24 protein-coding genes are annotated in these 25,117 nt (G+C 67.3%); 13 read left to right on the top strand and 11 right to left on the bottom strand.

Going from position 1 to position 25,117, the window contains the following annotated elements:
* Positions 1-162: 162 nt before the first annotated feature.
* Together ACGI6K_RS02505 and ACGI6K_RS02500 are read left to right on the top strand one after the other, a co-directional pair.
* Entirely contained in the window at positions 163-1,317 is a 1,155-nt protein-coding gene (locus tag ACGI6K_RS02505) for a GNAT family N-acetyltransferase (RefSeq protein ID WP_376945168.1), read from the top strand.
* Positions 1,301-2,137: a nucleotidyltransferase family protein gene (locus ACGI6K_RS02500; protein ID WP_376945170.1), complete on the top strand. Its 837-nt coding sequence runs from the start codon at positions 1,301-1,303 to the stop codon at positions 2,135-2,137. Before ACGI6K_RS02505 ends, ACGI6K_RS02500 begins: the two co-directional genes overlap by 17 nt.
* Here ACGI6K_RS02500 and ACGI6K_RS02495 read toward each other — a convergent pair.
* Complete coding sequence (locus tag ACGI6K_RS02495; protein ID WP_376945172.1) at positions 2,128-2,910, bottom strand: NTP transferase domain-containing protein; 783 nt, start codon at positions 2,908-2,910, stop codon at positions 2,128-2,130. The genes ACGI6K_RS02500 and ACGI6K_RS02495 overlap by 10 nt on opposite strands.
* Before the next feature lie 146 nt (positions 2,911-3,056).
* On the opposite strand from ACGI6K_RS02495, the gene lptF reads away from it, so the two are divergent.
* The 8 genes from lptF to ACGI6K_RS02455 all read left to right on the top strand — a co-directional run bounded on the left by lptF (position 3,057) and on the right by ACGI6K_RS02455 (position 10,021).
* Positions 3,057-4,130, top strand: a complete 1,074-nt coding sequence (gene lptF / locus ACGI6K_RS02490; protein WP_376945174.1) for an LPS export ABC transporter permease LptF — start codon at positions 3,057-3,059, stop codon at positions 4,128-4,130.
* Positions 4,127-5,197 carry an LPS export ABC transporter permease LptG gene (gene lptG, locus ACGI6K_RS02485; protein WP_376945176.1) on the top strand — a complete coding sequence of 357 codons (1,071 nt, stop codon included), beginning with the start codon at positions 4,127-4,129 and terminating at the stop codon, positions 5,195-5,197. The genes lptF and lptG overlap by 4 nt, the downstream gene beginning before the upstream one ends.
* A 153-nt stretch (positions 5,198-5,350) precedes the next feature.
* On the top strand, positions 5,351-6,457 hold the full coding sequence (locus ACGI6K_RS02480; protein WP_376945178.1) for a CDP-alcohol phosphatidyltransferase family protein: 1,107 nt from the start codon (positions 5,351-5,353) through the stop codon (positions 6,455-6,457).
* Positions 6,450-7,418, top strand: a complete 969-nt coding sequence (locus tag ACGI6K_RS02475) for a diacylglycerol/lipid kinase family protein (RefSeq protein WP_376945180.1) — start codon at positions 6,450-6,452, stop codon at positions 7,416-7,418. Before ACGI6K_RS02480 ends, ACGI6K_RS02475 begins: the two co-directional genes overlap by 8 nt.
* 9 nt (positions 7,419-7,427) lie before the next feature.
* The gene (locus ACGI6K_RS02470; protein WP_376945182.1) at positions 7,428-8,402 is read left to right on the top strand and encodes a hypothetical protein; all 975 of its coding nucleotides are present in this window, start codon (positions 7,428-7,430) and stop codon (positions 8,400-8,402) included.
* An 80-nt stretch (positions 8,403-8,482) separates the two neighbouring features.
* The gene (locus ACGI6K_RS02465) at positions 8,483-9,247 is read left to right on the top strand and encodes an aspartyl/asparaginyl beta-hydroxylase domain-containing protein (protein WP_376945184.1); all 765 of its coding nucleotides are present in this window, start codon (positions 8,483-8,485) and stop codon (positions 9,245-9,247) included.
* A gap of 244 nt (positions 9,248-9,491) precedes the next feature.
* The gene (locus ACGI6K_RS02460; protein WP_376945186.1) at positions 9,492-9,737 is read left to right on the top strand and encodes a KGG domain-containing protein; all 246 of its coding nucleotides are present in this window, start codon (positions 9,492-9,494) and stop codon (positions 9,735-9,737) included.
* A gap of 77 nt (positions 9,738-9,814) precedes the next feature.
* Positions 9,815-10,021, top strand: a complete 207-nt coding sequence (locus ACGI6K_RS02455; RefSeq protein WP_376945188.1) for a DUF2795 domain-containing protein — start codon at positions 9,815-9,817, stop codon at positions 10,019-10,021.
* Positions 10,022-10,096: 75 nt separating this feature from the next.
* Here ACGI6K_RS02455 and ACGI6K_RS02450 read toward each other — a convergent pair whose 3' ends face one another.
* Both ACGI6K_RS02450 and ACGI6K_RS02445 read right to left on the bottom strand, forming a co-directional pair.
* Positions 10,097-10,864, bottom strand: a complete 768-nt coding sequence (locus tag ACGI6K_RS02450) for an aspartyl/asparaginyl beta-hydroxylase domain-containing protein (RefSeq protein WP_376945190.1) — start codon at positions 10,862-10,864, stop codon at positions 10,097-10,099.
* A gap of 68 nt (positions 10,865-10,932) precedes the next feature.
* Positions 10,933-13,272, bottom strand: coding sequence for an ELM1/GtrOC1 family putative glycosyltransferase (locus ACGI6K_RS02445; protein WP_376945192.1), 2,340 nt, complete (start codon positions 13,270-13,272; stop codon positions 10,933-10,935).
* A 177-nt stretch (positions 13,273-13,449) separates the two neighbouring features.
* On the opposite strand from ACGI6K_RS02445, the gene ACGI6K_RS02440 reads away from it, so the two are divergent.
* On the top strand, positions 13,450-14,268 hold the full coding sequence (locus ACGI6K_RS02440; protein ID WP_376945194.1) for a metallophosphoesterase family protein: 819 nt from the start codon (positions 13,450-13,452) through the stop codon (positions 14,266-14,268).
* A gap of 29 nt (positions 14,269-14,297) precedes the next feature.
* On the opposite strand, the gene ACGI6K_RS02435 is transcribed toward ACGI6K_RS02440, so the two are convergent.
* Positions 14,298-15,362 (bottom strand): phosphotransferase, encoded by a 1,065-nt coding sequence (locus tag ACGI6K_RS02435; RefSeq protein ID WP_376945196.1) that lies wholly within the window; start codon positions 15,360-15,362, stop codon positions 14,298-14,300.
* Between the two features lie 139 nt (positions 15,363-15,501).
* On the opposite strand from ACGI6K_RS02435, the gene ACGI6K_RS02430 reads away from it, so the two are divergent.
* Positions 15,502-16,524, top strand: coding sequence for a glycosyltransferase family 2 protein (locus ACGI6K_RS02430; protein WP_376945198.1), 1,023 nt, complete (start codon positions 15,502-15,504; stop codon positions 16,522-16,524).
* A gap of 47 nt (positions 16,525-16,571) precedes the next feature.
* The gene (locus ACGI6K_RS02425) at positions 16,572-17,288 is read left to right on the top strand and encodes a hypothetical protein (RefSeq protein WP_376945200.1); all 717 of its coding nucleotides are present in this window, start codon (positions 16,572-16,574) and stop codon (positions 17,286-17,288) included.
* 10 nt (positions 17,289-17,298) lie between these two features.
* Here ACGI6K_RS02425 and ACGI6K_RS02420 read toward each other — a convergent pair whose 3' ends face one another.
* From ACGI6K_RS02420 to ACGI6K_RS02390, 7 genes are all read right to left on the bottom strand, one after another.
* Positions 17,299-18,885: a diguanylate cyclase domain-containing protein gene (locus ACGI6K_RS02420; protein WP_376945202.1), complete on the bottom strand. Its 1,587-nt coding sequence runs from the start codon at positions 18,883-18,885 to the stop codon at positions 17,299-17,301.
* Positions 18,886-19,410: 525 nt separating this feature from the next.
* A complete protein-coding gene (locus ACGI6K_RS02415; RefSeq protein ID WP_376945204.1) occupies positions 19,411-20,328 on the bottom strand; it encodes an ABC transporter substrate-binding protein in 918 nt (305 codons plus the stop codon).
* Positions 20,321-21,100 (bottom strand): ABC transporter permease, encoded by a 780-nt coding sequence (locus ACGI6K_RS02410; RefSeq protein ID WP_376945206.1) that lies wholly within the window; start codon positions 21,098-21,100, stop codon positions 20,321-20,323. Before ACGI6K_RS02410 ends, ACGI6K_RS02415 begins: the two co-directional genes overlap by 8 nt.
* Before the next feature lie 9 nt (positions 21,101-21,109).
* Positions 21,110-21,976 (bottom strand): ABC transporter ATP-binding protein, encoded by an 867-nt coding sequence (locus tag ACGI6K_RS02405; protein WP_376945208.1) that lies wholly within the window; start codon positions 21,974-21,976, stop codon positions 21,110-21,112.
* Positions 21,973-23,025 (bottom strand): ABC transporter substrate-binding protein, encoded by a 1,053-nt coding sequence (locus ACGI6K_RS02400; RefSeq protein WP_376945210.1) that lies wholly within the window; start codon positions 23,023-23,025, stop codon positions 21,973-21,975. Before ACGI6K_RS02400 ends, ACGI6K_RS02405 begins: the two co-directional genes overlap by 4 nt.
* A 252-nt stretch (positions 23,026-23,277) precedes the next feature.
* Positions 23,278-24,489, bottom strand: a complete 1,212-nt coding sequence (locus tag ACGI6K_RS02395; RefSeq protein WP_394543367.1) for an RNA-guided endonuclease InsQ/TnpB family protein — start codon at positions 24,487-24,489, stop codon at positions 23,278-23,280.
* On the bottom strand, positions 24,486-25,112 hold the full coding sequence (locus ACGI6K_RS02390; protein WP_377969008.1) for an IS607 family transposase: 627 nt from the start codon (positions 25,110-25,112) through the stop codon (positions 24,486-24,488). Before ACGI6K_RS02390 ends, ACGI6K_RS02395 begins: the two co-directional genes overlap by 4 nt.
* Between the last annotated feature and the right edge of the window lie 5 nt (positions 25,113-25,117).

Genomic DNA, 25,117 nt, shown 5'->3' with positions numbered 1-25,117 from the left:
CCCCAGAATAATTATTCCAGAAAGGATAAAAAACGCCATGCGCTTCCGGTGCCGCCACGCCATGTCCCCCAGGCGGCGCGCGGCTTCGACCAGCCAAGCACAGGGTTTCGCGTCCCGTCGGCAAGCGGTCAGGAACAGCCACCAGCACGTAGGAGCCCGGGATTGAATCAACCTCCGCTCAGAGGGAATGCACCGCTCGTTGTCAGGCCGGTACAGAGCAAAGCCGATCTCGATGTCTTCATCGGCCTGCCGGGCAGGCTCCACCGCGACGACCCGTACTGGGTGGAGCCCCTTCTCGTCGAACGCCGCGACCACTTGTCGGCGAAGAACCCGGTCTTCGCCCACCTCGATTGGCAAGCCTGGATCGCCTGGTCGGGCAACGAGCCCGTCGGGCGCATCAGCGCCCAGGTGGATCGGCTGCATCGCCAGGCGCACGGCCCGGACACGGGCCACTTCGGCATGCTGGAGGCGATCGACGATCCCGCCGTCTTCGCCGCCCTGATGGCGGCGGCCGAGCAGTGGCTGCGGGAGCGGGGCGCGCTCCGGATAACCGGTCCGTTCAACCTGACCATCAACGAGGAAAGCGGCTTGCTGGTCGAGGGTTTCGAACGACCGCCGTCGATCATGATGGGCCATGGCCTGCCCTACTACGGCGCCCGGGTCGAGGCCCTGGGCTATCGTCCGGCCACGGACCTGCTGGCCTACTGGATGCGCACGGACGAGCTGCACTTCCCTCCCCCGCTGCGCCACTTGATGGACCGCTGGCAGGACCGCGTGCGCATCCGCCCGCTGGACCGTCGCCGCTACGCGCAGGAGATCCAATCGCTGCGCGACATCTTCAACGACGCCTGGGCGGAAAATTGGGGGTTCGTTCCCTTCACCGCGGAAGAGTTCGAGGCCATGGGCAACAACCTCAAGCTGCTGGTGCCGGAAGACCTGCTGTACATCGCCGAGGTCGACGGCGAGCCCGACGCCTTCATCGTCGCCCTGCCCAACCTCAACGAGGCCATCGCCCCCCTGCAGGGACGCCTGCTGCCCTTCGGCTGGCTCCGCCTGCTCTGGCGGCTGAAGGTCCGCGGCCTGCGCACCGCCCGAGTCCCGTTGATGGGCGTGCGCCGGGCGCATCAGCGCAGCCGCTTGGGCTCAGCGCTGGCGCTACGCCTGATCGAGGCGCTCAAGCCGCCCTTCGTCCGGCACGGGCTCGAGGCGCTGGAGATGTCATGGATTCTGGAAAGCAATCGCGGCATGCGAAACATCCTCGAACACATCGGCGCCTATCCCTACAAGAGATATCGAGTCTATGAAAAGCGAATCTAAGGCCGGACGCTGCGCCACGCTGGTGCTGGCGGCCGACCGCCATGCCGGCGATGTCGTGGCGAGCGCGACCGGTGTCGCCTGCAAGGCGCTGGCGCCGGTCGGCGGCATACCGATGGTCCAGCGGGTCATCCGGAGCCTGCGCGCGAGCCGCCTGGTCGGCCGGATCACCTTGGTCGGCCCGGCCCGCGACCTGCTGCGTGGGGATGCCGAACTCGAGCGCGACCTGGGCGACGGCACGCTGGGCTGGCTGGAGAACGCCGGCTCGCCGAGCGCCAGCGCGGCGCGCGCCCTGCAGGCGCTGCCTCCAGGGCAGCCGGTACTGCTGACCACGGCCGACCATGCCCTGCTGAGCCCAGCCATCGTCGATCACTTTCTCGAACAGACACTGGAAGGCGACTGCGACTTCGTCGTCGGCGTGGCGCGCCTGGACACCGTCCAGACCCGCTATCCCGACACCCGGCGCTCCGCCATCCGGCTGCGCGGCGGCCCGTACTGCGGCTGCAACCTGTTCGCCTTCGCCAGTCCGCGAAGCCGCGAACTGGCGGCCTTCTGGCGACGGATCGAGCAGGAGCGCAAGCGTCCTTGGCGGGTGATCGCCGGCGCGCTGGGGCCGCTGGCCACCCTGCGCTACCTGATCGGCCGCCTGACCCTGGAACAGGCCCTGGCGCGGCTGTCGCGCAAGCTGGACATGAAGATAGGCGCTGTCGTCCTGCCCTTCGCCGAAGCGGCCATCGACGTCGACTCCAGGGCGGATCTTGCCCTGGTCGAAAGGGTCTTGGCGCAGCGGACCGCGGATACCGAGAGGAGCGTTCAGCCCTGAATCACGCCCTTCGGTATGTCCCAGAGACGGGCCTTGGCCCGGACGGATTCCAAGTCCGCCGGGAAATCCAGCTCACCCCAACTCAGCCCCTCGATGGACTGCACAAACACCTGGCCCGTGTCTTGCGCCAACTGGTCGATGATGCTCAGGTACCAGCGCTGCAGCGCCTCTGGACGACGCATCTGCTCCTCGAGCGTCCGGCGGAACAGCGCCGCGCCCTCGGCCTGGAAGTACATCATGCCGATGGACTCGCCATCGATGTGCACCAGTGGCAGCGTCTTGCCGACCCGCGTCAGCCGATCGCCGTCCAGGCAGACTTTCATGTCGTCGCCGTCGTAGCCGGCTTTCCGGTCGATGGCGAGGGTGATGGGTCGTGGCGGCGTCTCCAGCAGGCGCTCCAGGACCGTCAGTTCGAACAGGGTGTCGCCGTTCAGGAGAAGGAACTCGTCTTGCATGGCCTGCCGGGCCATCCAGCAACTGGCCAGGTTATCCGCCACCTCGAAGAAGGGGTTGTACAGCGTCGTGACGGCACCGTCCGTCCCATAGCGCTCGCCCAGCACGCGCTCGACCTGGTTTGCGCCGTAGCCCACGACCACGGTGACCTGCCCCACGCCGGCGCTCAGCAACGCATCGACCTGCCACTCGACGACGCTACGCCCGGCGACATCGAGCAGGCACTTAGGGCTGTTTTCGGTGAAGGGAAGGAGCCGACGTCCCTGGCCGGCGCTCAACACGACCGCCCGACGGAGCCCATTCCGCTTGAAAAGATTCATGCCATCTCCAGTAATCGTTTGAAAAACCGATCCATTCCTACTGGGCGACGGGGCCGCGCCTCTCGAATGGAAGGGGGTTTTCAGGATAGCCTATCTTCCATGGCCGGGCGCATGACACGACTGGCAAGGAGAAGGTTCGAGTATTCATGCTTCTGATCGAGCGCTACGTCATTTCCGAGGCACGCCGGCCGCTGCTGGTCATGCTGGGGATCCTCACTTGCATTTTCGCGGCCTATTCCGCCGAGCGCTATCTGGGCGAGGCCGCCAACGGCACCCTGTCCCCCGAAGTGGTTTTCGACATCGTCGTATACAAGGTCATGATCGCCCTGGAGGTGCTGGTGCCGGTAGCGCTGTATGTATCGGTGGCCATCGGTCTGGGTCGCCTGTATAACGACTCGGAAATAACCGCCGTGGCCGCTGCGGGCATGAGCCCACTGCGGCTCTACGGAGCGGTGGCCATCCTGGCGCTGCCGATCGCCGTGGGCGTGACCGCCCTGTCCCTGTACGGGCGGCCCTGGGCCTACGCCAATGCCTATCAGCTCGAACAGGAATCCAAGACCGAGCTGGACATCGACCACCTGCTGGCGGAACGCTTCAACATCAATGCGGAAAACGGCCGGATGATCCTCGCCGAGCGCGTCGACCGCGCGACCGACAGCTTGCAGGACGTCCTGATCTTCGACGGCGGCGAGAACCGGACCCGCCTGTATCGCTCCCAGGAAGCCCGGATCGCCGATCCCGACCCCGACGATCCGGTCGTGGAGATGACCAACGGCACCGCCTACTCGCTACAGCACGACGGCACCCAGGACAAGCGGATCGAGTTCAAGCGGTTGAACATCCACCTCCAGCCGCTGGAGACAAACATGGAGTCCCGCCGCAAGGCCGCCTCCTGGCAAACGCTCGAGGCCTCTGCCGGGCTGTCCGAACAGGCCGAGCTGCAATGGCGCGAATCTCGCGGCGTCAGCACCTTCATCCTGGCCTTGCTGGCCATTCCGCTCAGCCGCACCGCGCCCCGCCGCGGCCGCTTCGCCACTCTGCTGCCGATCACCGCCGTCTACGCGGTGATCTTCTACGCCGGCGACATCTGCAAGAGCCTGGTGGGGAACGGCTCGCTGCCCCTGACGCCCGGACTCTGGCTGGTGCCCCTAGCAATGGGACTGGTCCTGCTGGCTCTGATCGTTCGCGAGCGGGCTATCGTCCGGGTGAAGAGCCGATGAGGATTCTCGAACGCTACCTGCTGGGCAACCTCCTCCTCGGTTTCGTGGCCGCGGCGGCCCTGCTGCTGCCGCTGTTCAGCACCCTGGACCTGGTCGGCGAACTCGACGACATCGGCGACGCGGGCTATAGCCTGGGGCAAGCGCTCCAGGTCACGCTGATGACCCTGCCGCGCCGCGCCATCGAGCTCGGTCCCTTCATCGCCTTGCTGGGCGGCATCGCCGCCCTCGGCCAGCTCTCCATGAGCCAGGAACTCAGCGTCCTGCGCACGGCGGGCGTCTCCGCCACCCGCATAGGCCTCACCGCCTTGCTGGCCGGCACGCTGCTGGCCGGAGGGCTCGGCGCACTCGACGAGTTTGTCGCCTCGCCCCTGCAGCAGAAGGCCATAAAGCTGCGGGCGTACGCCAAGCCGGACAACGGCAAGGACGACAGCATCTGGGCGCGCAAGGACGGTCAAGTCGTGCGCATCGGCAGCCTGGCCACCGGGCGCGTCCCCAACCACTTGGAAATCTTCCGCTTCGACGAAAGCAATCACCTGCAGGAATACATCCTCGCCGACCGCGCCGAGATCCAGCCCGGCGGGCTCTGGCAGCTCCACGACGTCCGCCTGAAGCGCTGGAGCGACGAGGGAGAAAGCGTCGAGCGGCTCGAACGGCTGGAATGGCGCGCCATTCTGCCCGACAGCCGCCTGGACGAAGTGACCCTGCCGCCCTACAGCCTTTCGGCGCGGCAACTGCGCGGCTACGTGCATTTCCTGCAAAATACCGGGCAGCCGTCGATCCAGTTCGAGATCGCCCTCTGGCAGAAGCTGGGCGTGCCGATCCTGACCCTGGCGATGATCCTGTTCGCGCTCCCCTTCACCTTCGCGCCGGTGCGCTCCACGGGACTCGGCAGCCGGCTGGCGCTCGGCGCGGTGATGGGACTGCTGGTCTACATCGGCAACAAGAGCCTGGTCAGCCTGGGCCAACTGCTCAAGCTGAACGCCATGCTCGTCGGGCTGCTGCCGGCACTCGTCCTACTCGGCACGGCCCTGGCCCTGGTGCGCCGCTTCGACCGGGGCAAACCCTGACGGCGACCGCCGTGCAGGCACCGAAAACTTTAAGCATGCTTCTATGAAGCCGACACATCCGTCCAAGGCAAATACATGACGATATACGTCCATCTGGTGGGCAGTTGCAGCGTACATCTATGGGGATTGAGCTCCCGGGAAAGGCTCGCGCGAATGCTTCGCAAACACCCCAGGGTCCGTCTGTGCGGACCAGATGAACCCCTGGTGCAGAGCGGAGACGTGCTGCTTCTGCGCGAAGACTACCTGTACGACCCCCGGGTGCTGCGCGGTCTCCTGGATGCGCAGGAGATCGCCCTGCAGGACCCGCGCGACGGGAGCATAGTCGCGGCGCGCCTGGCCGCCGAGAGCCTGGCCGGAACGCCGCGGCTCGACGGCCCGGCGCTCGACGATCTGCGCCGGGTACGCCCGGACACGGTGGCCTCGGGCCTGCAGGCGCAACTGCGCAAATTCGATCCGCCCTGGGTCACCCGCATCACCGAGGGCGAGCGCGAGCACCTGGAAAAATCCCTGTTCAACGGCGCCTACAAGGGCGTCACCGACTTCATCACCCGTGGCGTCTGGCCGGTGCCGGCGCGCTGGGTCACCGCCTGGTGCGTGCGGCTGGGACTGAGCCCCAACCAGGTCACCGCCGCCAGCTATGTCCTGGCGATCCTCGCCGGCTACTGGTTCTGGCAGGGCCAGTACGGCGCGGGCCTGATCGCCGGCTGGATCATGACCTTCCTCGATACGGTGGACGGCAAGCTGGCGCGCGTCACGGTCACCTCGACCCGCTTCGGCAACATCTTCGACCATGCGCTGGACCTGGTGCATCCGCCGATCTGGTACGTCGCCTGGGGGATGGGACTGGGAGCGGCCTGGGGCTTCGACACCCCCCTGGCCACGGTGCTATGGATCATCTTCGGCGGCTATGTCGCCGGCCGTCTATGCGAAGGCGCCTTCAAGTTCGCCGCGCCCTTCTCGCTGTTCCTCTGGCGTCCCTTCGACTCCCTCAACCGCCTGGTGACCGCTCGTCGCAACCCCAACCTACTGATCCTCACCCTGGCCTGGGCGCTGGGTGCCGACGACGTCGGCCTGCTGCTGGTCGCACTCTGGACGGTGGTGTCCACCCTGGTGCTGGGCGCACGGGTGCTCTGGGCGCTGCTGCTGCGCTGGCGCGGCGCGGACCTGCAGCCCTGGCTGAGCCAGATCGACCTGCGCGCCGAAGGCCATCGCCCGATCGTCCGCCTGTTCGCGCCGCGCTCCGGACTGAGCGATGCCTGAGGGCGGAGCCCGGCCGGCACGCATCGGCATACTCCTGAACCCCGACAGCGGCCGCGTCCGCCGGCGGCTGCCGGCGCTGCGCCGGATCGCCGCCGCGTTGCCCGCCGCCCTGCTGCAGGAGGTCTCCGGACCCCGCGAAATCGAGCAGGCACTGCGGCTCTGGCAGGCCGGAGCGCAGGACCTGGTGGTGATCCTGGGCGGCGATGGCACCCTGCAGGCCACCTTGACAGCGCTGCTCAGGGAGCCGGCCGGCGACCTGCCCGCCCTGCTGGTGGTGCCGGCGGGCACGACCAACATGAGCGCGGGCGATCTCGGCGCCCGCCTGCGCCCCGAAGCCGCCCTGCACGCCCTACACGCCTGGCTGCAGGGCACCGGACCGGCGCCGAGAACGGTGGAGCGGGCGGTGCTACGGGTCGACGGCGAAACCGGCCGGGACTCGCAATTCGGCATGTTCTTCGGTGCCGGCGCCATCCTCGGCGGCGTACGCTACTTTCACCGGCACATCCGACCGACAGGCGTGCGCGGCGCGCTGGGGCCGGCACTGGCCTTCGCCCGCATGCTGCTCTCGCTACTCGGCAACCGGCCGCACCCGCTGCTGCCGGCAATGCGGGCCCGGCTGAGCACGGCGAGCGGCGACTGGCACGACGACTGGCTGCTGGTGCTGGCCTCGACTCTGGACCGCTTGCTGGTCGGCTGCCGGCCCTACTGGGGCGAAGACCGGGCCCCGGTGCATTTCACCGCGCTCGCCCATCGACCGCGCCGTCTGCTCCGGGTGCTGCCAGCTCTGCTGTGCGGGCGCGGCGCGAAGGTCGCCCACGAACACGACGGCTATCTTAGCCGCAATCTCGATGCGCTCGAGCTGAGCGGTCCCGAAGACTTCCTGCTCGACGGCGAGCTGTTCGAGGCCCAAGAATCCATTCGCCTGTCCAGCACGCTCCCGCTGCGTTTCTCGACCTTTTGAGGCCGGCCGATGCCGATACCCGATACGCAACTTTTGCCCGCACCGCCGCCGGCCCTGCTCGCCGAGGTCGCCAGCCAGTGCGCCCTGCCGGTCGGCGAAAAACTGCAACCACTCGTCGCCGAAGTGCACACGCGCTTCGGCGACGCCCTGGTGGCATTGCTGTTCTACGGCTCCTGCCTGCGCGGCGGCGATCCGGGCGAAGGCCTGGTCGATCTTTACGCGATCGTTGACGACTATTCCAGCGCGCACCCCAGAGCGCTGCTGCGCCTGGCCAATGCCTGGCTGCCGCCCAATGTCCTGCTGCTGCGCGCACATGCGGCGGACGGCCGTATCCTGCAGGCGAAATGCGCGGTGCTGTCGCTGGATGATCTCGAACGGGGCACCGCTCTCTGGTTCCAGAGCTACCTGTGGGGGCGTTTCGCCCAGCCCGTACGGCTGATCCATTGCCGGGACGCGCAAACCGAACGACGGGTGCAGGCGGCGCTGGCCCGCGCCGTTCTGACCCTGCTGGAGCGGACCCTGCCCTGCCTGGAGGCGCGCTTCGACAGCGAGACGCTCTGGCAGCAGGCGCTGACGCTGAGCTACGGCTGCGAACTGCGCCCGGAGGCCGCTGACCGTCCGGCCCTGCTGGTACGCCACGACCGCGAACATTACCGGCGCCTGACCCAGGCCGCCGCGCCAGCCCTGGCCGGCCTGGCAACCGTCGCCGGTGAAACCGACCCGTATTGCAACCGCCTGTCCGCCGCCGCCTGCCGGCAGGGCCGCAGGCGCTGGCGACTGAGGCGCCTGCAGGGACGGCTGCTGAACGTGGTCCGCCTGGTGAAGGCGTCTTTCACCTTCGAGCAGGGCGTCGACTATGTCGTCTGGAAATTGCAGCGGCACCTCGGGCAGCCCATCGAGGTCAGCCCGCGCCTGCGCCGCCACCCGCTGATCTTCGGCTGGCCGCTGCTCTGGCGGCTGCTGCGGGAACGACGCCTGCGCTAGCGCCGGGAATGTCGCCATACTTGCACCAACGCCTTACATATCGCCGACTCGGCTCATTCATTCCGGTAGGGAGGTACTACGTGGGACAGACTAAAGAAGCAATCGCCGTGGAGCCCAAACGCAAACGAAAGCATCGTCCCAGCGTCGCCATCGGCTTCTGGATCATCAAGCGCCTGGAGAACTTGATCAGACGTTATTCGATCCTCGGCAATCCGCCATTCTTCGACACCCGCGACTTCTCCTGGGTCCCCACTCTGGAGGCCAACTGGGAAGTCGTGCTCCGCGAACTCGAACAGGTTCTCCAGGATCGGGAACGCCTGCCGAACTTCCAGGACATCTCCAAGGATCAGCGCAGCCTCACCCAGGATGACCTCTGGAAGACCTTCTTCCTCTACGGCTACGGCTACAAGATGGAAGGCAACTGCAAACTATGCCCGGAAACGACCAGGCTGGTCGAGTCAATCCCAGGGATGTACACCGCCTTCTTCTCGATCCTGGCGCCCGGCAAGACCATTCGCGAGCACCGCGGCCCCTATAATGGCCTGCTGCGCGCCCACTTGGGGCTGATAGTGCCGGAACCCAGGGAAAACTGCCGGATCCGGGTGGGCGACCAGATCCGTCAGTGGGAGCCTGGCAAGTGCATGATCTTCGACGACACCTACCGGCATCAGGTGTGGAACGAAACCGACGGCACCCGCGTCGTGCTGTTCCTCGACGTGCAAAGGCCGCTGGCCTGGCCGGGCAAGCTGCTCAACAAGCTGGTTCTCCAGCTCATCCGCTGGTCGCCCTTCATCCAGGACGCGCGGCGCAACCACCGCGCCTGGGAAGAGGGACTGGAGCGCTAGCCGCGCTCATCGGGACAGGCCCCGCTCCTTGCCGAAGAGCGGCCTTTCCCGGCCACCCGCCCCGAGCGCTATTGGAGCTTCCGTCCCGGCCGCCAGGAAAGCCGCGCGCTACCGGTCGCCGGGAGCCTCGACGATTTTCCCGCAGCTCGTCCATTCGTCGGCGGCAAGCGGCGGGCATCCCGGCGCCATGAACTCCTGATTTGCACCGCCTTCTCAAACCTTGAGGGTTCTTTTCGAACGAGCCATGCCCGGAAAATCCGTCCGGATGGCGATCACGACGAAAGAGCAGGAGAAGAATATGGCGGAGAAAAAACGCGACACGAGCGTAAGCGAAGCAGGCCGCAAGGGCGGTGAAGCCACCTCGGCGACCCACGACCGCGAGTTCTACGAGGAAATCGGCCACAAGGGCGGCGAGGCAGGTGGCAAGAAGGGCGGTCAGCGCGTCCGCGAGCTGATCGAAGAAGGCAAGCGCCGGGAAGACGAGTCTTGAGCAAGCCTTTCGAGAATACCGAGTCATGCGTCCTGGCATGCCAGGAAGACGATGGCAGCGCCTGGCGGAGGTGAATCATGAGCAGAGGCATGGGCGGTCATTCCCCATCCAACATATCCCATCATCTGAAAGGCATCGACTTTCCGGCGGGAAAGCACGACCTGCTGAAGCAGGCCGAACGCAATAGCGCCGACGAAGACGTGCTCGACACCCTCAAGCAAATGCCGGACGAGCGCTATGAAAGCATGGCGGACGTCATGAAGGGCTACGGCTCGATGCACTGAGCCGCTCGCACGAAGCGGGCTGGAGGCCCGCTTCCGGGGAACAGGATTCTCCGCCGGGGTTCGTTCCTTTCCCGCTCAGTCGTCCAGCAGCTTGTGCGCCTTCTCCCAGGCAGCCAGGTTGCTGCGTGCCTCCTGAACGAATGGGCTGCGCCGCACCGCACCGAGAAACAGGTCGCCCAGCAGGCGTCCGGGCAGGCGCAAGGGGCGCTTGAACTGGATCAGCAGTACCACGCGGGTCTGTTCCGTGTCATTCCAGACTTCATGGGGATAGGTATCGTCGAAGACCATGCACTCCCCCTCCTTCCAACTGGCGGTCTGCTCGCCGACCTGGATGCGGCAGCGCTCGCCGGGCGTCGGCGTCACCAGCGCGAGGTGGCAGGTCAGGATGCGCTTAGTCACCCCGGTATGCCGCGGGATGTGCGCGCCGGGTCCCAGGATCGAGAAGAAGGCGCTGTTGAGTCCGGGCACAGCCGACAGGACCCGCGCCGTTTCCGGGCACTGCTGGCAACCGCTGTCGATCCGGTAGCCGTAGCCCCAGAGAAAATACGACTGCCAGACCTTGCTGGTAGCGATGCGCCGGTGATCCGGAGAGATATCGCGCAGGGCCGGAATCGGCGTGCCCTGCTCGAGCAACCGGTCGAGTTCGGCGCGCACGACCGGCCAGGCGGCCTCCAGCTCGGCTATCCAGGGAAACAGCCGCTTGTCGAAGAACTCTGGATCGCCTACCAGGGAATTGCGGGCCAGAAAGCGGTTGATCAACGGGCGCAGTTTTTTGCCGGTCCGGTACAAGGCACTGCGCTTAACCTTGTTTTTCACTACCTCGGCTGAAGCCATTTCACTCATGCAGGCGTCCTGATTGCAGGCTGTGGAAAGCGGCGGCGACCGGGCGGAGCGGCCCGGGCGCCCGCCGCTCAAGAAACGGGGCGCTCCGCTTGCACGACCTCGCGGATCGCCTGGAGGGCACGTTCGCGGGAGGCGGCGAGCAGCGCCGGCGAGAGTCCCGGCGGATGATCCAGGCCCTCCGGCAGGGGCGCCACGCCCAGGGCCAGATGCACCTGTTCGACGCAACGCTCGCGCTTGACCCAGCCCGCCGCGACCACTTCATCATAGAGGCGTCCGAGCCGGTTCTGCTGTCTCGGCACGCCACGACTGCCGGCGACCCGCTCGATGACGCCCAACCGCCGTTCGAGCGCATGCTGCAGGCGCGCCTTGCGATGCCGCTGCAGCGGCAGCGGGAACACGGCCACCGGCCGGCCGGTCATGCAGGCCTCGGTCAGCATCGAGACGCTTTCGCCGGTCACCACGAAGGCATCGGCCAGCGCCAGCAGCGCCCGGTAGGGATTGTCGTCCGAGCTGCCGAAGCGATAGCTCCAAAGCGGCGCATCGATGGCCGCCAGCAGGGCGTCGCTCGCGCTCGCGGAGGTGCGCGGGCTGGTCGACACCAGCAGCGAGCCACCACGGCTCCTGGCCGCGGCGCCGGCCTCCCGACCCAGCGCCGTGGCGGTCCGCTCGTCGAGCCGGTAGGGAATCGTGTCGCCGCCCACCAGCAGCGCGATCCAAGGCCGCGGCAGGTGGGCGAAACGCTGCCGCCAGGCGTCCAGCGTCGCCTCGTCGAGCGGGTGCTCGCCGATGAAGGGGGCCGGCAGGTCGACGACGTTGCCGCGTAGCGGCAGACCGTACTGCGGGGTCGTGACCACCCGGTCGAAGCGGTCCAGCGACGCGCGCGGCCGGCCCAGCACCACCAGACGCGCGTGGCCTTGCGACTGGCGCTGGATCTGGCGGGCCACGACGGCAGTGTGCCGGCCGGCGCTGAGCACCAGGTCCGGCCAGGGCGGCGACAGGGCGAAGCCGGAAGCATCCGCCCGCTTGATTTCGCAGGGCCAGCCGAGCGCCTCGGCGATGTCCGTCAACTGGGCATTGTCGCCGGCGCGCGCGCCCAGCAGCACCCAGACCCTGGGCAGCTCCCGTCCATCCCCGCTGCGCTGCGCGAAGTCCGCCCGGAAGCGCTGCGTGCGCCCCCGGCGATCCCGGCAATCGAGCTGCCAGCAACGATCCGGGTAGCGCAGCGCCACCCGGCGCACCAGCGTCCGCCAGCCGTCGAGGCTGCCGATCATGGAGCCTTCGGCGCCCAGTTCCGCCTTGACGAACACCCACTGGCGGCCGAGCCGGAACAGGCGATCCAGCAACCAGGGCAGATCCTCCACCGGCAGCCGTTCGAGGCCGTTCGCGATCATGGCGTCCTGCACCGGCAGATCGTCGCGGCCGAATTGCTCCAGCGACCAGCGCGGCAGCGACGGCTCGTCAGCGGCGCTCCAGGCGCCGACCAGCGCCGCTTGCCCGGCACCGAGCGCGTGCGCCTGGCGCAGCAGGTCCGCCGCCGGCTCCGCCGGCAGCCGCGCGGCCTGCTCGCAGCCGGCGGCGAAACCGGGGCTGGGGCTCGTCGCCGTGTAGATTTCATAGCCTTCGCGGTCCGCCGCCTGTTCGAGACTGAGGAAGTGTTCGGCGAGAGGATGGATCTGGTACGAGTACTGCTCGGGGGTGGGACGCCAAGGCTGCAGGTGCAGGGCCGTGTAGTGCAGCAGCTTGGTCTCGCCCGGGCGGAATTCGAAGTCGCGGGCGTGCCAGAGGGGATCGAGCGCGCCCCAACGCCCCGGCTCGGCGGCCGCCTCGGCGCACAGGGCCTTCTTGGGTTCGCGGCAGGCCTTGGCGTAGGTCCAGCAGCGGATCATCCGCTCGCAGTCGATCAGCATCACCGCGGTGTCCTCGGGCAGCAGCGCCAGGTAGCCGTGCTCGCCCATGGACTGGTCGAACAGCTCCGCAGGATCGGCGGTGAAGATCTGGTCGACGTCGGTGTAGATCGCCCGCCCCTGCCGCCCGGCGAGGTCCGGGATGGCGAAGCGGAAGTTGGTGAAGTTGGTGCGCCAACCCTTGCGGTCGAAGCCCGGCAGGCCGGTCATGCGGTAGACCTCGTAGCGCCGCAGCGGGTCGCGTACCCGTTCGAGGGAATAGAAGAAGATGCGCTCGGCGCGATGCTGCGCCGGCTCGGTGCCGAGGAAGATCCGCACCGCCGGCGCCTCCGGCGCGCCGGGCCGGGCCTCCAGCACGACGGGGACGATGCGCGGCACCGCCGGCGGCTCGCCCTCGGCGGCCACCCCGGACGCGGCGGACTGAGGGCGAGAGTCCGGCGACCGGTGGTGGAAACCAAGGAGTTTCCGCACTGCCTTGTCGATTTTCAGTGCAAAGAAAGTCATGCGTCCTCTCATCCCTCGCGATACGGCGGCTGAGCCTTGGCCTGGCTACTTCCGCCGAATGTATGGTTCACTCATTGCGCGCACGGGTGGCGATGCTCCGGGCGCCCCTCGCAGGGCGCAGCCATGTCATCGGCAGGTGCGCTCGATTTCCCCTGCACTCGGGCGGCTCCCGGCACCATGACGCGCATCTTACACATTTCCGACACCCATTTCGGCACAGAACAGCAACCCGTGATAGAGGCGCTGGAGTCGCACGTACGCGAACAGGGCGCCGACCTGCTGGTGCTGTCGGGAGACATCACCCAGCGCGCGCGCCGCAAACAGTTCGACGCGGCCGTGGCCTTCGTCCAGCGCCTGGAGGACTACGGCATTCCCCGCAGCCTGGTGATCCCTGGCAACCACGACCTGCCGCTGCACAACCTGCTAGCGCGATTCCTGTTGCCCTACGGCAACTACCGCCGCTGTTTCGGCTGGCAACTGGAACCGACCTTCGAGAACGACGAATTGCTGGTCATCGGCCTGAACACCACCCATCCCAGGCGCCGCAAGGATGGCCGAGTGACCGATGCCCAGGTGCAAGCGGTCTGCGAGCGCCTGCGCCGCAGCGACCCGGGCAAGCTGCGCATCGTGGTGGCTCACCAGCCCTTCGGCGCGATGCTGCCGTCAGACCTGAGCAACCTGCAGCATGGCGCGGAGACGGCACTGACGCGCTGGGCCGAAGCGGGCCTGGACATCGTGATGGGCGGGCACATCCACCTGCCCTATGTCCTGCCTCTGAGCGGCCAGTATCCCGGACTGGCGCGGGAAATCTGGACGGTGCAGGCCGGTACCGCGCTGTCCTCGCGGCTACGCGGCAACCTGCCGAACTCGTTCAACCGCTTGCACCTCGGCGAGAGCCCGGACAAGCAGGTACGGGTCGAGCGCTGGGATTACCATCCGCCGAGCGGCCGCTTCGTGCCCGAGGCGCATTTCGACCTGCACTGGCCGGCCCGCTGACCCCGGATGCGGGCGGGCCGGAAACCCGTTCAGCCCGATGTCGCCAGCATGTCCTCGATGGATGCGATCAGTCGCCGCTCCCGTCGCTCGCCGAGGTCCGGAGCCTCGCTGGCCAGGTGGGAAGAAGGCCGGTTCAGCGCCAGCTCCTGCAGGCGCCTTTCGAGGCCGGCCGGGTCGAAGGCAGCCCGTCGCTTTAGCAGGCGCCGCCTGGAAAACGGTTTCTTGGTCGAATGGCCGATCAGCAGCGGCAACAGCCGCTCGGCGTCGGCTAGACCGGCCTCGTCCCCAGCCAGGTGTCGCAACAGCCGGCATGCGGCATGCGCCAGCCGCGGCGATGGCGCGCTGCGCTTGCCGTTGAGCTCGTGCAGGAACACACCCAGGTGCAATGCCGTCGAGAGCGCCGCATCGGTGCCCATCGCCATCTGCCCGCAATCGATCACCCGCAGCGGCGCTCGCGGCTCGGGCGAGACCATGACATTGCCGGGATGCAGGTCGAGATGGCAGATGCCGGCCCCACGCAGCGCCGTCAGCACCTCCATCAACTGCCGCAGCAGCGTCCGGCGGCGCGCGGCGGCGTCCTCGTGCGCCAGCCAGACATCGCTGAACGCCTGCCAGCCGGCCAGATACTCCTGCAGCAGGATCTGCTGCACCGGCAAGCCGCAGCGGAAATACTCGCCGAAGGCGAAGGTCCAGACCCCGTGTACGGTACGCTCGTTCAGCGCCAGGTTGTGCGCCAGCTCGGCGGTGCCGTGGCTCACGCCCACCAGCGGATTGCTGCAACCCAGCAAGGCGCCGAGACGCTTGCGCGGAGTCAGCGCCATCTGCTTGACGAAATAGCCGGGCGAATCCGGCGGCTGCAGCCGGTAGATGCGCCGCGACTTGTGTTTCTCCGTTCTTTCGCGAAGCAGCGTGATCCCCGCCGGATCGCCGCCCTGTAGGAAGCGGTCGAGCAGGCGGGCCGGAACCTGCGCGGCTTCGTCGGCCAGCCACCAGCGCCACCCCGACCCGGAAAACACCAGCGGACCGGAAAACCGGGCGCCCAGAAAGTGCGGCCTCGGCCAGCCCGCACCGAAGCCTTCCGCATGAAAACTCATTCGCTCCATCCCGCTGCCATGAATCCGCCCGAGGATATGCCGCGAAAGGCCACTTCGTCGCCCCATTGGGTTACTCTGACGGGGTTTGCGGTGCTGGTCGGGGTTTCAGCGCCGGCTCATCCGTCCTGGGAATCTCGCCATGTCTCGAACACCGCGTGTGACGGTCTTCATTCCGGTACATAACCGTCAACGCTACATCGCCACTGCCGTCGACAGCATCCTGGCGCAGACCTTCGGCGACTTCGAACTGCTGGTCGTCGACGACGGCTCGACCGACGCCACCCTCGAGGTGCTGTCGCACTACCGGGACCCGCGCCTGCGCGTGGAGTGCAACCCGCGCAACCTGGGCCTTCCGGGAACCCGCAACCGCGGCCTGGAACTGGCTCGCGGCGAATACATCGCCCTGCTCGACAGCGACGACAAGGCCTGGCCCGAGCGCCTCGCCCGCCAGGTCGAGGTGCTCGACCGGCACCCCGAACTGGTGCAGATCGGCAGCGCCTGCGACTTCATGGACGCCGAGGGCCGGCGCCTCGACCGGGTCCGCCGCCGGCCGCTGGCTCCCGACGAGGTGGATGCCAGCTTGGCGTTCTACTGCGCCCTGACCAACCGCACGATCATGGGACGCACCGCCGTCCTGCGCGAATACCGCTACAGCGAGGACTTCCCGAGCTGCGAGGACTACGAACTGCACCAGCGGCTGGCGCGCACCTGGCGCATGGCCAATCTCCCGGACGTACTGGTCTGCGGACGCGAACACCCCGGCCGCTTCACCCGCAACAACCGGGCGCTGGGCGTCGACCGCAAGCGCGAGATCTGCCGGCGGGCGCTGCTCGAACTCGGCATCGAACCGAGCGAGGCGGACCTCGACCGCCACTACGCCTTGTCGCGCTCCCAGGAGCTTGGCACCGAACTGGACCGGGACTATCTCGACTGGACCGAGCAGTGGCTGGCCCAGCTCGATGTCGCCAACCGGTGCACACAGCGCTATGTACCCGAAGCGCTGCTGCGCGTCATGACCGAGCGCTGGGTACAACTGTGCCTGCAAGCGCGCCGCCAGCTCGGGCCGGGCGCCTACCTGCGCCTGTTGCGCTCGCCGCTGGCCAGACGCCTGCCGGCGACGTTCCTGCGTTTCCTGCGCACGCCCCGTCCGCTGGCGATCTGAGCCGGCACGAACAGATTTCCCACCGAACCAGCCATGAGGAGCGTGACATGCGCTATCTGGACTTCGAGGCCCTGGAGCGCCTGGACGCCCGGGCCTTTCAGGAACAGCACCCCTACCCCTGGGCCAATCCGGCCGGCCTGCTGACCGCCGAGGGCTATGCGGCGCTGCGCGACAGCCTACCATCCGCCGAACGCTTTACGGAGGTAGTCGGCAAGGTGCGCCGTTACGGCCAGCAATCCCACGATCGCCTGGCGCTGGAATATTCGCCCAACTTGGAGCTTTCGCCGCACTGGCAGGCGTTCCTGGACGAGCTGAACGGCCCCCGCTACCGGCAGTTCCTGACCCGCATGCTCGGCACGCGCGCCTTCCGGCTGCGTTATCACTGGCACTACACGCCGGCCGGCTGCTCGGTCTCGCCGCACTGCGACGCCCGCGAAAAGCTCGGATCGCACATCTTCTACTTCAACACCGAGGACGACTGGCAAGCCGAGTGGGGCGGGCAGACCCTGGTGCTGGACGACGGCGGCCGCTTCGACAGCAAGAGCGCGCCGGCCTTCGAAGATTTCGAGCGCATCATCGAGTCCCAAGCACTGGGTAACCACAGCTTCCTGTTCTGCCGACGCGGCAATTCCTGGCACGGGGTGCGCGAAATCACCTGCCCGCCGGGCCACTACCGCAAGGTCTTCATCGTGGTCATCGACGAACGCCGTCCGCTCAAGCAGTTGTCCCGGCGGATCAAAAGGCTGTTCGGGCGCACCGCCTGAGCAACCCGGCTCAGGCGCTCGCCGCCTGCCCCGTCCCGAAGATCCAATAGCAGGCCTTGCCCGCGCGTTTGGCCTCGTACATGGCCTGGTCGGCCTCGCGGAGCAGTTCGTTGATGTCGCTGCGCTCGCCGGCGAAGGCCACGCCGATGCTCGCGGAAACGGCGACTGAGGACTGTCCGCCGTCCAGCGCCATGGGCTGGCTCACCTGCTCGATCAGGCGCTTCAGGATGCCGTCGAGGGTCGTCTCGTCGCCCACCCCCGGCAGCACCACCACGAACTCGTCCCCGCCGAAGCGGGCGAGCGTGTCGGAAGGACGCAGCACGGCCTGCATGCGTTGCGCGACCTCCTTCAGGAGCAGGTCGCCGGCCTGGTGGCCGAAACGGTCGTTGACCGTCTTGAAGCCGTCCAGATCGAGCATGCAGACCGCCAGCCGGCCGCCCTGCCGGCGCTGCTGGCCGATAGCCATGTAGATACGATCGAACAGCAGCCGGCGGTTGGGCAGGCCGGTCAGGGCGTCGCGGTAGACCAGGCCGTCGAGTTCCCGCTGTTGCTCCACCAGTTCGCGATTGAGTCGCGCCAGAGCGATGGCACCGCGCCAGGAGCGGTCGAGGAAGAGCGACAGGACTAGGGTCAGCGCCAGCAGCGACAGCATCAGCAGCAAGGGCTGGGCACTGGCCGGCAGGCTGTCCCGCGAAGCGACGAATTCGATGAGCCACTGCCGGCCGGGAATGACCAGTTTATGCTGGACCACGCCATCGCCGGGCTCGTGGGGAACCGCGCCGCGCGGCTGGATGGCCAGCGGCCGCCCGTCTTCCACCTCGTAAAGGCGCACCTCCACCTGCCGCTGGCCGAACGACAGGCGCCTGAGCAGCACGCCGGGCCGCAGCAGCACGATCAGATGACCCTTCAGGGCCCGCCAGCGCTGCTCTTCGGTCAGCACCGGCATATCTTTGCGATACAGCGGCTGATAGATGGCGACCACCGGCGCTCCGTCCGGGTCCTGCGGCAGCGGGAAGACCGGGCTGGTCCGCTGCAGACCCAGGCGGGCGGAGACGAGCGCCGTCTCCCGGTCATGGGGACTCGCCAGGACGTCGAAGCCGAGCCCCTGATGATTCGCCTGGAGCGACTCGGCGTAGTCGATCGGCAGATACTCCGCACGGGCGGGCGCCGGAACGGGGGTCCGGCCGTCGCTACCCAAGTCGAAGATGCCGAGCGGGCGCTCCTGCCAGGGAAACAGCTTCCACTCGAATTCGCTGCGCTGCTCGGCGGCGATCCTCGGCGCCCAGTGCACGGCCAGGATTTCCGGATAGTTCGGCAGCACCTCCTGGGCGAAGCTGGCGAACTCCTCGCGCTCGATCGTCTCGGCCGACATGAAGAGGCCGCGAAAAGCCAGCAAAACCTGCGGCGAATGCTCCAGAAAATCCTGGACGCCACGGAACTGGACATACGCCAGGCGCTGGAGCTCGGCCACCTGTACGCGCCGCTCCAGCGTGGAGCTGTACAGGTAGGCGATCACCGAAAGCACCCCGCCGAGTCCTCCCACCATCAGCAATCTGGCCCAATGCTCGCGCCGTGCGCGCCGATCCGTTCTCACCATTCACGCCTTCGCCTGGAACCGCAGCCCTATCAAGCCGTGGATTATATGGGCGAACGCCTTTCCGTACCTCTGACCGAACGCATTGAAAGCACGGGGCTTGCCGTCAATCCTGCGCCATGGATACCGCCAGTGCGGCGATGGTGGCAGGCATCGGATCATTCCTGCCAGTGTCGAGAGCGCCGGCGACCGGGCGAGCGGGATGCGCTGCGCAGCTTCAAGCGCCGCTCCTGATCCAGTAGATGCAGGCCAAGAGGTCGGCAGCGAGCACAGCGTCGGGATGCGGATGCCCGGCGTGGCGTTCAAGGCGATCGACCAGTCCCCTCCAGTCGAATACGGGGTGATCTGGAATCCTTGCAACGAAAATCCCTGCCTGAACACTTTTCTTCGCTGCGTCGGCGTGGAGGAAACGGGAGATCGCGGCCCCGCTCAGGTGTAGTTCGCCGGGTCGGGCGCCTCGTCCTTGAGCGCCCAGCGACCGAGCATGTTCGGCTTGTAACGGGTCGTGATGAAAGTCGTGATGGGAGTTCAGTGGCAGATCAGCCCTTGTTCGAGCTTCAGCGCGTCGAAGGCCAGCTCGCCGGTGCGTTGCGCCAGCACGGCGTCCAGCGTGCCGCGGCGCTGCCAATCCCCTAGGGCCGCGGCGAGCCAGGCCTGCGCCTGCGGCTCGCTCTCCGCCAGGCGCACATGGCCGGCGACCGGCGCGCGCAGTTCGAGCGGCAGGCGCCGGTAGAAGCGCCAATCGGGCTGCTGCAGCAGCCAGTCGACCAGACCGCGCGCCTCGGCCAGTGCCTGGCACTCGCCGGCCATGAAGGCGGCGATGGCATGGACCGCCGAGGGATACTCGCGTAGCCGGACGCCATGACGCTCCGCCAGCGGTCGTCGATAGGGACTGCCCTCGGCCAGGCACAGGCTGCGGCCGCGCAGCCCCTCGCCGTCGTGGATGCCGAGCCCGCGCAGGACAATCAGCGCGCCCTCCCCTTGCCGTCTCGACGCCGGGATCGCCGTGCTGCCTGCATCGTTCGGCGCGGCGGCGCCGGCGACCAGCAGATCGATCCGCCCTTCACGCAACGCGAGCTCGCGCTGTTCGGGGGCGAGACCGAGAAGCTCCACCGGCAGGCCCAGGTAATCGCCCAGGGCCTGCGCCAGCGCCGCATCGAAGGGATCGGGTTCAGCCCGTACCGGCGCGCCGGGCAGCGCCGGACGCGGATAGGCACGCACGCCAACGATCAGCCGGCCACGGGCCTGGGCCTGTTCGAGGCGCGGGCCGGGCGACAATCGCTCGGGATCGGGCAGCTCCCCGCGCGTAGCCAGGCCGATGCCGGCGAGCAACAGCGCCGTCAGTAGCAGCGCCACGCCTAGCCAGGGGCCGGGTCGGCGAACCGGCAGCGCCTCGCGCAGCGGACGCAGTTCGCCGAGCCAGGCCGGCATCAGCAGGTCAGGCATCGGCGCGCAGCCCCCGGCGCCAGCGGGTGCAGCGCCGCTCGATCAAGGCGAGGACGGCATTGAGCAAAAGCCCCACCAGCGCCAGCAGGAGAATGCCGGCGTACATGCTGGGCACCTGGAAGACTTCCTGGGAATTCAGGGTCAAAAAGCCCAGGCCGGAGTGCGCGCCGATCATCTCGGCGGCCACCAACGCGGTTACGCAGTAGGCGCCGGCCAGGCGGACGCCGGTGAAGATCGAGGGCGCGGCCGCCGGCAGCACCACCTTGACGAATAGGAAGGCCCGCGAGGCGCCCATCGAACGGGCCGAGTCGATCAACAGCCGATCCACCTGCTTCACACCGCTGATGGTGCTGAGCAGGATCGGCCAGAACGAGGCCCAGAAGATGATCGCCACCTTGGACAGCTCGCCGATCCCGAAGAACAGGATGAACACCGGGAACAGCGCCAGTGCCGAGGTCTGCCGGAACAATTGCAGCAGCGGATCGACCAGCGCCTCGAGGCGCCTGAAGCCGCCCATCAACAGGCCGAGGCCGACCCCGCTGACGGTCGCCAGCAGCAGGCCGGCCAGCGAACGGTAAAGGCTGGCCTCGAGATGCTTGAACAGCAGGCCCGACGAAACCAGATCGGCGATGGCCCCCAGGACCTCCGAGGGTGGGCTGAGGTAGGCGGCGCTGACCAGGCCGCTGCGCGGCAACAGCTCCCAGAGCAGGACGAAGACGAGAATGCCCAGGCTGCGCTGGAACAGGCCGGAAAGTTTGGTGGAAATCCCCATGACGCCTCCCTACCCCTTGACCAGCCGCCGGCCGGCCTGCGCGCTCGCCGGCCAATCGGCCGCGCGCGTGGAGGTCGCGGCCGGCACCGGGGCCGTGGCGAAGCGCACCTCGTCCTTGAGCACCCCCCAGGCGCGTTGGCGCAGGTGCACGAAATTTTCGGAGTTGCGCAGCTCGGCGAGCCGCGGACGCGGCAGCGGCACCTCGATGATCTCCTTGATCCGTCCCGGCCGGTGGGTCATCACCGCGATGCGGTCGGAGAGGAAGATCGCCTCATCGAGGCTGTGGGTGATGAACACAATGGTCTTCTTGTGCCGGTCCCAGATGCGCAGCAGCTCGCCCTGGAGGATCTCCCGGGTCTGCGCATCTAGCGCGGCGAACGGCTCGTCCATGAGCAGCACCTCGGGCTCGTAGACCAGCGAACGGGCGATGGCCACGCGCTGGCGCATGCCGCCGGAAATTTCGTGGGGATAGCGCGCGCCGAAGCCGCCCAGGCCCACCAGTTCCAGATACTCGCGGGCCCGCTCGCGGCGCTCGACCTTGCCGACGCCGCGGATCTCCAGGCCCACCTCGATGTTCTCCAGCACGGTGCGCCAGGGGAACAAGGCGTAGCCCTGGAACACCACGCCTTGCCGGGTATTGATACCCTCCAGCGGTTGGCCGTCGACCAGCAAGCTGCCACCGCTTTTCTGCGCAAGCCCGGCGAGGATGCTCAAAAAGGTCGACTTGCCGCAGCCGGACGGGCCGAGCACCGAGAGGAACTCGCCGGCGCGTACCTCCAGGTCGAAGTGCTCCAGGGCCACGACCTGCTCGGCGCGGCCGCTCTCGTCCTGGGCGGTGAATTCCATGCGCAGGTCGCGCACGACTATGCTGCTCACGCCAGAGCCTCCGGGCTGGCGAAGGGATTGAACTCGTTGGTGTAGACGTCCCTCACCCGCACCTTGCCGGACGGAATCTTGCCCTCGGCCTCGAGGATGTCGATGTAGTACTGGATCGGCGGCTCGCTGACCACCAGGTTCTCGACATAGGCGAAACGCTCGACCAGGCGCAGCTCCATGCCGATGCGCTTGGAGGTGATCCTGCGCGCCTCGTCGGGGTTGGCGTTGACCCAGTTGGCCGCCCGGGCGATGGCGCTCACCAGGTCGCGGGTGGCCTCGGGATGCTCGCGGGCGAAGCGGCCATACACGCTGTAGGGCGCCATGCCGCCCAGTCCGCCGTCAAGGTCGTAGTCGCTCCACAGCTTGACCAGCGCGGGGTTCTGCTCGGCGCCGCCGGAATGTGGCGGGTGGATGATCGCCACGTCGATGTTGCGCGTCGCCAGGGTCTGCTCGGCCTGGTTGTCCGGCACCACCAGCCAGTTGATACGGTTCACGTCGACGCCCTGGGCGCGCAGGTACTTCTTGGTGACGAACTCGGCGCAGGCACCGAAGCTGTTGAAGCCCACCGTCTTGCCCTCGAGGTCCTTCGGCGTGCGGATGCCCGACTCCCGGTGCGCGAAGTATTTCATGTGCGGGGCTTCCTGCAGGGTTTTGCCGCCGGCGGACACCACTTTGATGTCCAGGCCGCTGGCGATGGCCGAGATGACCAGCGGCACCATGCGCGTACCGAAATCGATCTCGCCGGTGCCGACCAACGGAATGATCTGCGGCGCGGCGATCTTGCCGACGTACTTCGGGCGCGTCCGGCTGCCCTCGAAATAACCCAGCGCCTCGGCCAGGTAAACCAGGTCGAAGGCGGGATTGTCCGGATACTTGAACTCCACCACCGGATCGCCGACGCCCTTCACCACGGCCGGCGCGCCCGCCAACCCGGTGGCGCCCTGTTCTTCCTTCTTCCAGCAGCCGGGCAGCAGGAGGCTGGCGGCGCACGCCGATCCGAGCAGGGCGAGAGTCTTGAGCGCCGATCGACGGCTGGCATTCACAGGCATGGCGATTTCCCCTTGCAACGGGCGGAGCGCGAAGGCGATCCGTCCCCAAGTACTGAAGCGCATATCAGCAAGAGCCGTTCCAGAGCCTAAAAATAAATATAAGTAATTGATTTAAATGATGCTTTTAAAATCGATCCGAAATCTTCGGAAAAGTTGCGGCCGTCCCGCTGCGCGAATCGCCACAGCGAACAGCGCCAACTGCGCAAAAATGTGCAGCGCCGGAAGTCGGGCACATTTTCCGTTCTGTTAGACCTATCCAAAGCTCCCCATAGGTAGCTTTTTGCTAACTTCCTGCTTCGACGGGGCCGGTTTCACCCTGGCGTTGCCGCCAGGGCCAGCGCCTTCCCCTCCACAGGCCGACACCGTGGAACTCACGGCGTAATGCTTCAAATTGATTGCCGCGTTGCCGTCCCGGTCGTGCCGGGCCTGGCAGTCTGGGCACGTCCAGGTACGCACCACCAACGGCAGGCTCTCCCGCACATGCCAGCAGCACGAGCAGGTCTTGCTGCTGGCGAACCAGCGATCCGCCACCACCACCTCGCCGCCGCGCATCTCGCGCTTGTAGTCGAGCTGGCGGCGGAACTCGAAGAACCCCCTGTCCGCGATGGAGCGTGCCAGACGGCGGTTCTTCATCATCCCAGCCACGTTCAAGTCCTCGATCCCGATCACCGGGAAGCGGCGGGTCAGGCCCGTGGTGAGCTGGTGCAAAGCATCCTGGCGGATGTTGGCGATCCGAGCGTGCAGCCTTGCCAGTCGGGCGCGGGCCTTCTTGCTGTTGGCCGAGCCTTTCTGCTTGCGGCTCAGGCTGCGCGACAGCCGGCGCAGGCGCTTGAGCAGGGCGGCATGCGCCTTCGGCCCGGCGATCACCTCGCCCGTCGAGAGCGTGGCCAGGGCGGCCCCCCCCAGACCCACACCAACCGCGCCTTGGTTTTCGGCTTTGAGCAGGTGGGTCAGGTCTTGGGTATCCACGCTGATGCTGGCGAACCAGCGGTCGGCCATGCGGGAAATCGTGGCCGAGAGGATCTTGCCGGAGAAGCGCAACGCCTCTCGCATCCGCACCCAGCCGAGATGGGGGATGCGGATGCGGCAGCCGTCGAGGGCGAACTGATCGTTGGTCAGGGTGAAGCGGTCATGCACGCCCTTGCGGCGCAACCTCGGGTACCTGGCCCGGCCGGCGAAGAAGTTCTTGAACGCATCCCCGAGCTGGATGATGGCCATCTGCGCGGCGTTCTTGGTGACCTCGAGCATCCAGGGGAACTGCTCGCGCTTGATGGCGTTGAGCTGCCGGCGCAGAGCAGCCTGCGACGGCCTGGGTTGCGCCGGGTCGGCCTTGTGTGCCTCGTACTGCCGGCCCCACTCGGCCAGCGCCCAGTTGTAGGCAAACCGCGCCACGCCCGCGGCACGGGCGAAGTAGGTCGCCTGTGCGTTGTTGGGGGCGAGTGCGATCTTGTGGGCGAGGATCACGACTGCGAGTCCTCCACAGCCTTTTTCACGCCGTCGAGCAGCTTTTGGTTCTTCCGGCTACGGGAGCCGTACAGCCGGGCGCTGAACACGGTGATGATCTCCAGCACATCCTTGGCCAGATCCTCCTCGAAGGTAGTGTCTTCACCCTGGTTCAGGATGACCACCTCGACGCTCTTCGCTTCGCACATAGCGAACACCAGCTCCGCACCGAAGCGCAGCAGCCGGTCTTTGTGGGTGATGACCAGCCGCCCGACCTGCCCCTCGATGATGGATTCCAGCAGGCGCTTGAGCCCTTTCTTCTGGTGGTTCATGCCGGAGCCCAGGTCGGCGATCACCTCGAACGTCCAGCCCTGGCGGGCGCAGTACAGCTCCAGCACCTGCTTCTGGCGCTCCAGATCGTCCTTCTGGTCGTGGCTGGAAACGCGAGCGTAGGCCACCGTCCTGCGGCAGGCCTCGGCCTCCGAACGGAACAGCTCAGGCTTCAGTTTGGCGAGGTCGTAGCGGCGATGGCCGCCTGCCGTGTGCTCGGCAACCAGTTTGCCCGATGCCTCCCAGCGGCGCAGCGTCGTGATCGACACGCCCAGCGCCTTGGCGGCTTCACCAATGCCTACTAATCTATCCATATTGG

The organism is Azorhizophilus paspali (assembly GCF_043587585.2).
Taxonomy (GTDB): domain Bacteria; phylum Pseudomonadota; class Gammaproteobacteria; order Pseudomonadales; family Pseudomonadaceae; genus Azotobacter; species Azotobacter paspali.
This window is presented reverse-complemented; position numbering and strand designations above follow the sequence as displayed.

Bases quoted from the DNA above. Each gene is read 5' to 3' on its own strand.
- ACGI6K_RS02435 (WP_376945196.1), bottom strand. From the start codon at position 15,362: ATGAGTTTTCATGCGGAAGGCTTCGGTGCGGGCTGGCCGAGGCCGCAC.
- ACGI6K_RS02400 (WP_376945210.1), bottom strand. From the start codon at position 23,025: ATGCCTGTGAATGCCAGCCGTCGATCGGCGCTCAAGACTCTCGCCCTG.
- ACGI6K_RS02500 (WP_376945170.1), top strand. From the start codon at position 1,301: ATGAAAAGCGAATCTAAGGCCGGACGCTGCGCCACGCTGGTGCTGGCG.
- ACGI6K_RS02475 (WP_376945180.1), top strand. From the start codon at position 6,450: ATGCCTGAGGGCGGAGCCCGGCCGGCACGCATCGGCATACTCCTGAAC.
- lptG (WP_376945176.1), top strand. From the start codon at position 4,127: ATGAGGATTCTCGAACGCTACCTGCTGGGCAACCTCCTCCTCGGTTTC.
- ACGI6K_RS02390 (WP_377969008.1), bottom strand. From the start codon at position 25,112: ATGGATAGATTAGTAGGCATTGGTGAAGCCGCCAAGGCGCTGGGCGTG.
- ACGI6K_RS02450 (WP_376945190.1), bottom strand. From the start codon at position 10,864: ATGAGTGAAATGGCTTCAGCCGAGGTAGTGAAAAACAAGGTTAAGCGC.
- ACGI6K_RS02430 (WP_376945198.1), top strand. From the start codon at position 15,502: ATGTCTCGAACACCGCGTGTGACGGTCTTCATTCCGGTACATAACCGT.
- ACGI6K_RS02410 (WP_376945206.1), bottom strand. From the start codon at position 21,100: ATGGGGATTTCCACCAAACTTTCCGGCCTGTTCCAGCGCAGCCTGGGC.
- ACGI6K_RS02415 (WP_376945204.1), bottom strand. From the start codon at position 20,328: ATGCCTGACCTGCTGATGCCGGCCTGGCTCGGCGAACTGCGTCCGCTG.
- ACGI6K_RS02445 (WP_376945192.1), bottom strand. From the start codon at position 13,272: ATGACTTTCTTTGCACTGAAAATCGACAAGGCAGTGCGGAAACTCCTT.
- ACGI6K_RS02495 (WP_376945172.1), bottom strand. From the start codon at position 2,910: ATGAATCTTTTCAAGCGGAATGGGCTCCGTCGGGCGGTCGTGTTGAGC.
- ACGI6K_RS02420 (WP_376945202.1), bottom strand. From the start codon at position 18,885: ATGGTGAGAACGGATCGGCGCGCACGGCGCGAGCATTGGGCCAGATTG.
- ACGI6K_RS02425 (WP_376945200.1), top strand. From the start codon at position 16,572: ATGCGCTATCTGGACTTCGAGGCCCTGGAGCGCCTGGACGCCCGGGCC.
- ACGI6K_RS02460 (WP_376945186.1), top strand. From the start codon at position 9,492: ATGCCCGGAAAATCCGTCCGGATGGCGATCACGACGAAAGAGCAGGAG.
- ACGI6K_RS02440 (WP_376945194.1), top strand. From the start codon at position 13,450: ATGACGCGCATCTTACACATTTCCGACACCCATTTCGGCACAGAACAG.
- ACGI6K_RS02480 (WP_376945178.1), top strand. From the start codon at position 5,351: ATGCTTCGCAAACACCCCAGGGTCCGTCTGTGCGGACCAGATGAACCC.
- ACGI6K_RS02470 (WP_376945182.1), top strand. From the start codon at position 7,428: ATGCCGATACCCGATACGCAACTTTTGCCCGCACCGCCGCCGGCCCTG.
- lptF (WP_376945174.1), top strand. From the start codon at position 3,057: ATGCTTCTGATCGAGCGCTACGTCATTTCCGAGGCACGCCGGCCGCTG.
- ACGI6K_RS02455 (WP_376945188.1), top strand. From the start codon at position 9,815: ATGAGCAGAGGCATGGGCGGTCATTCCCCATCCAACATATCCCATCAT.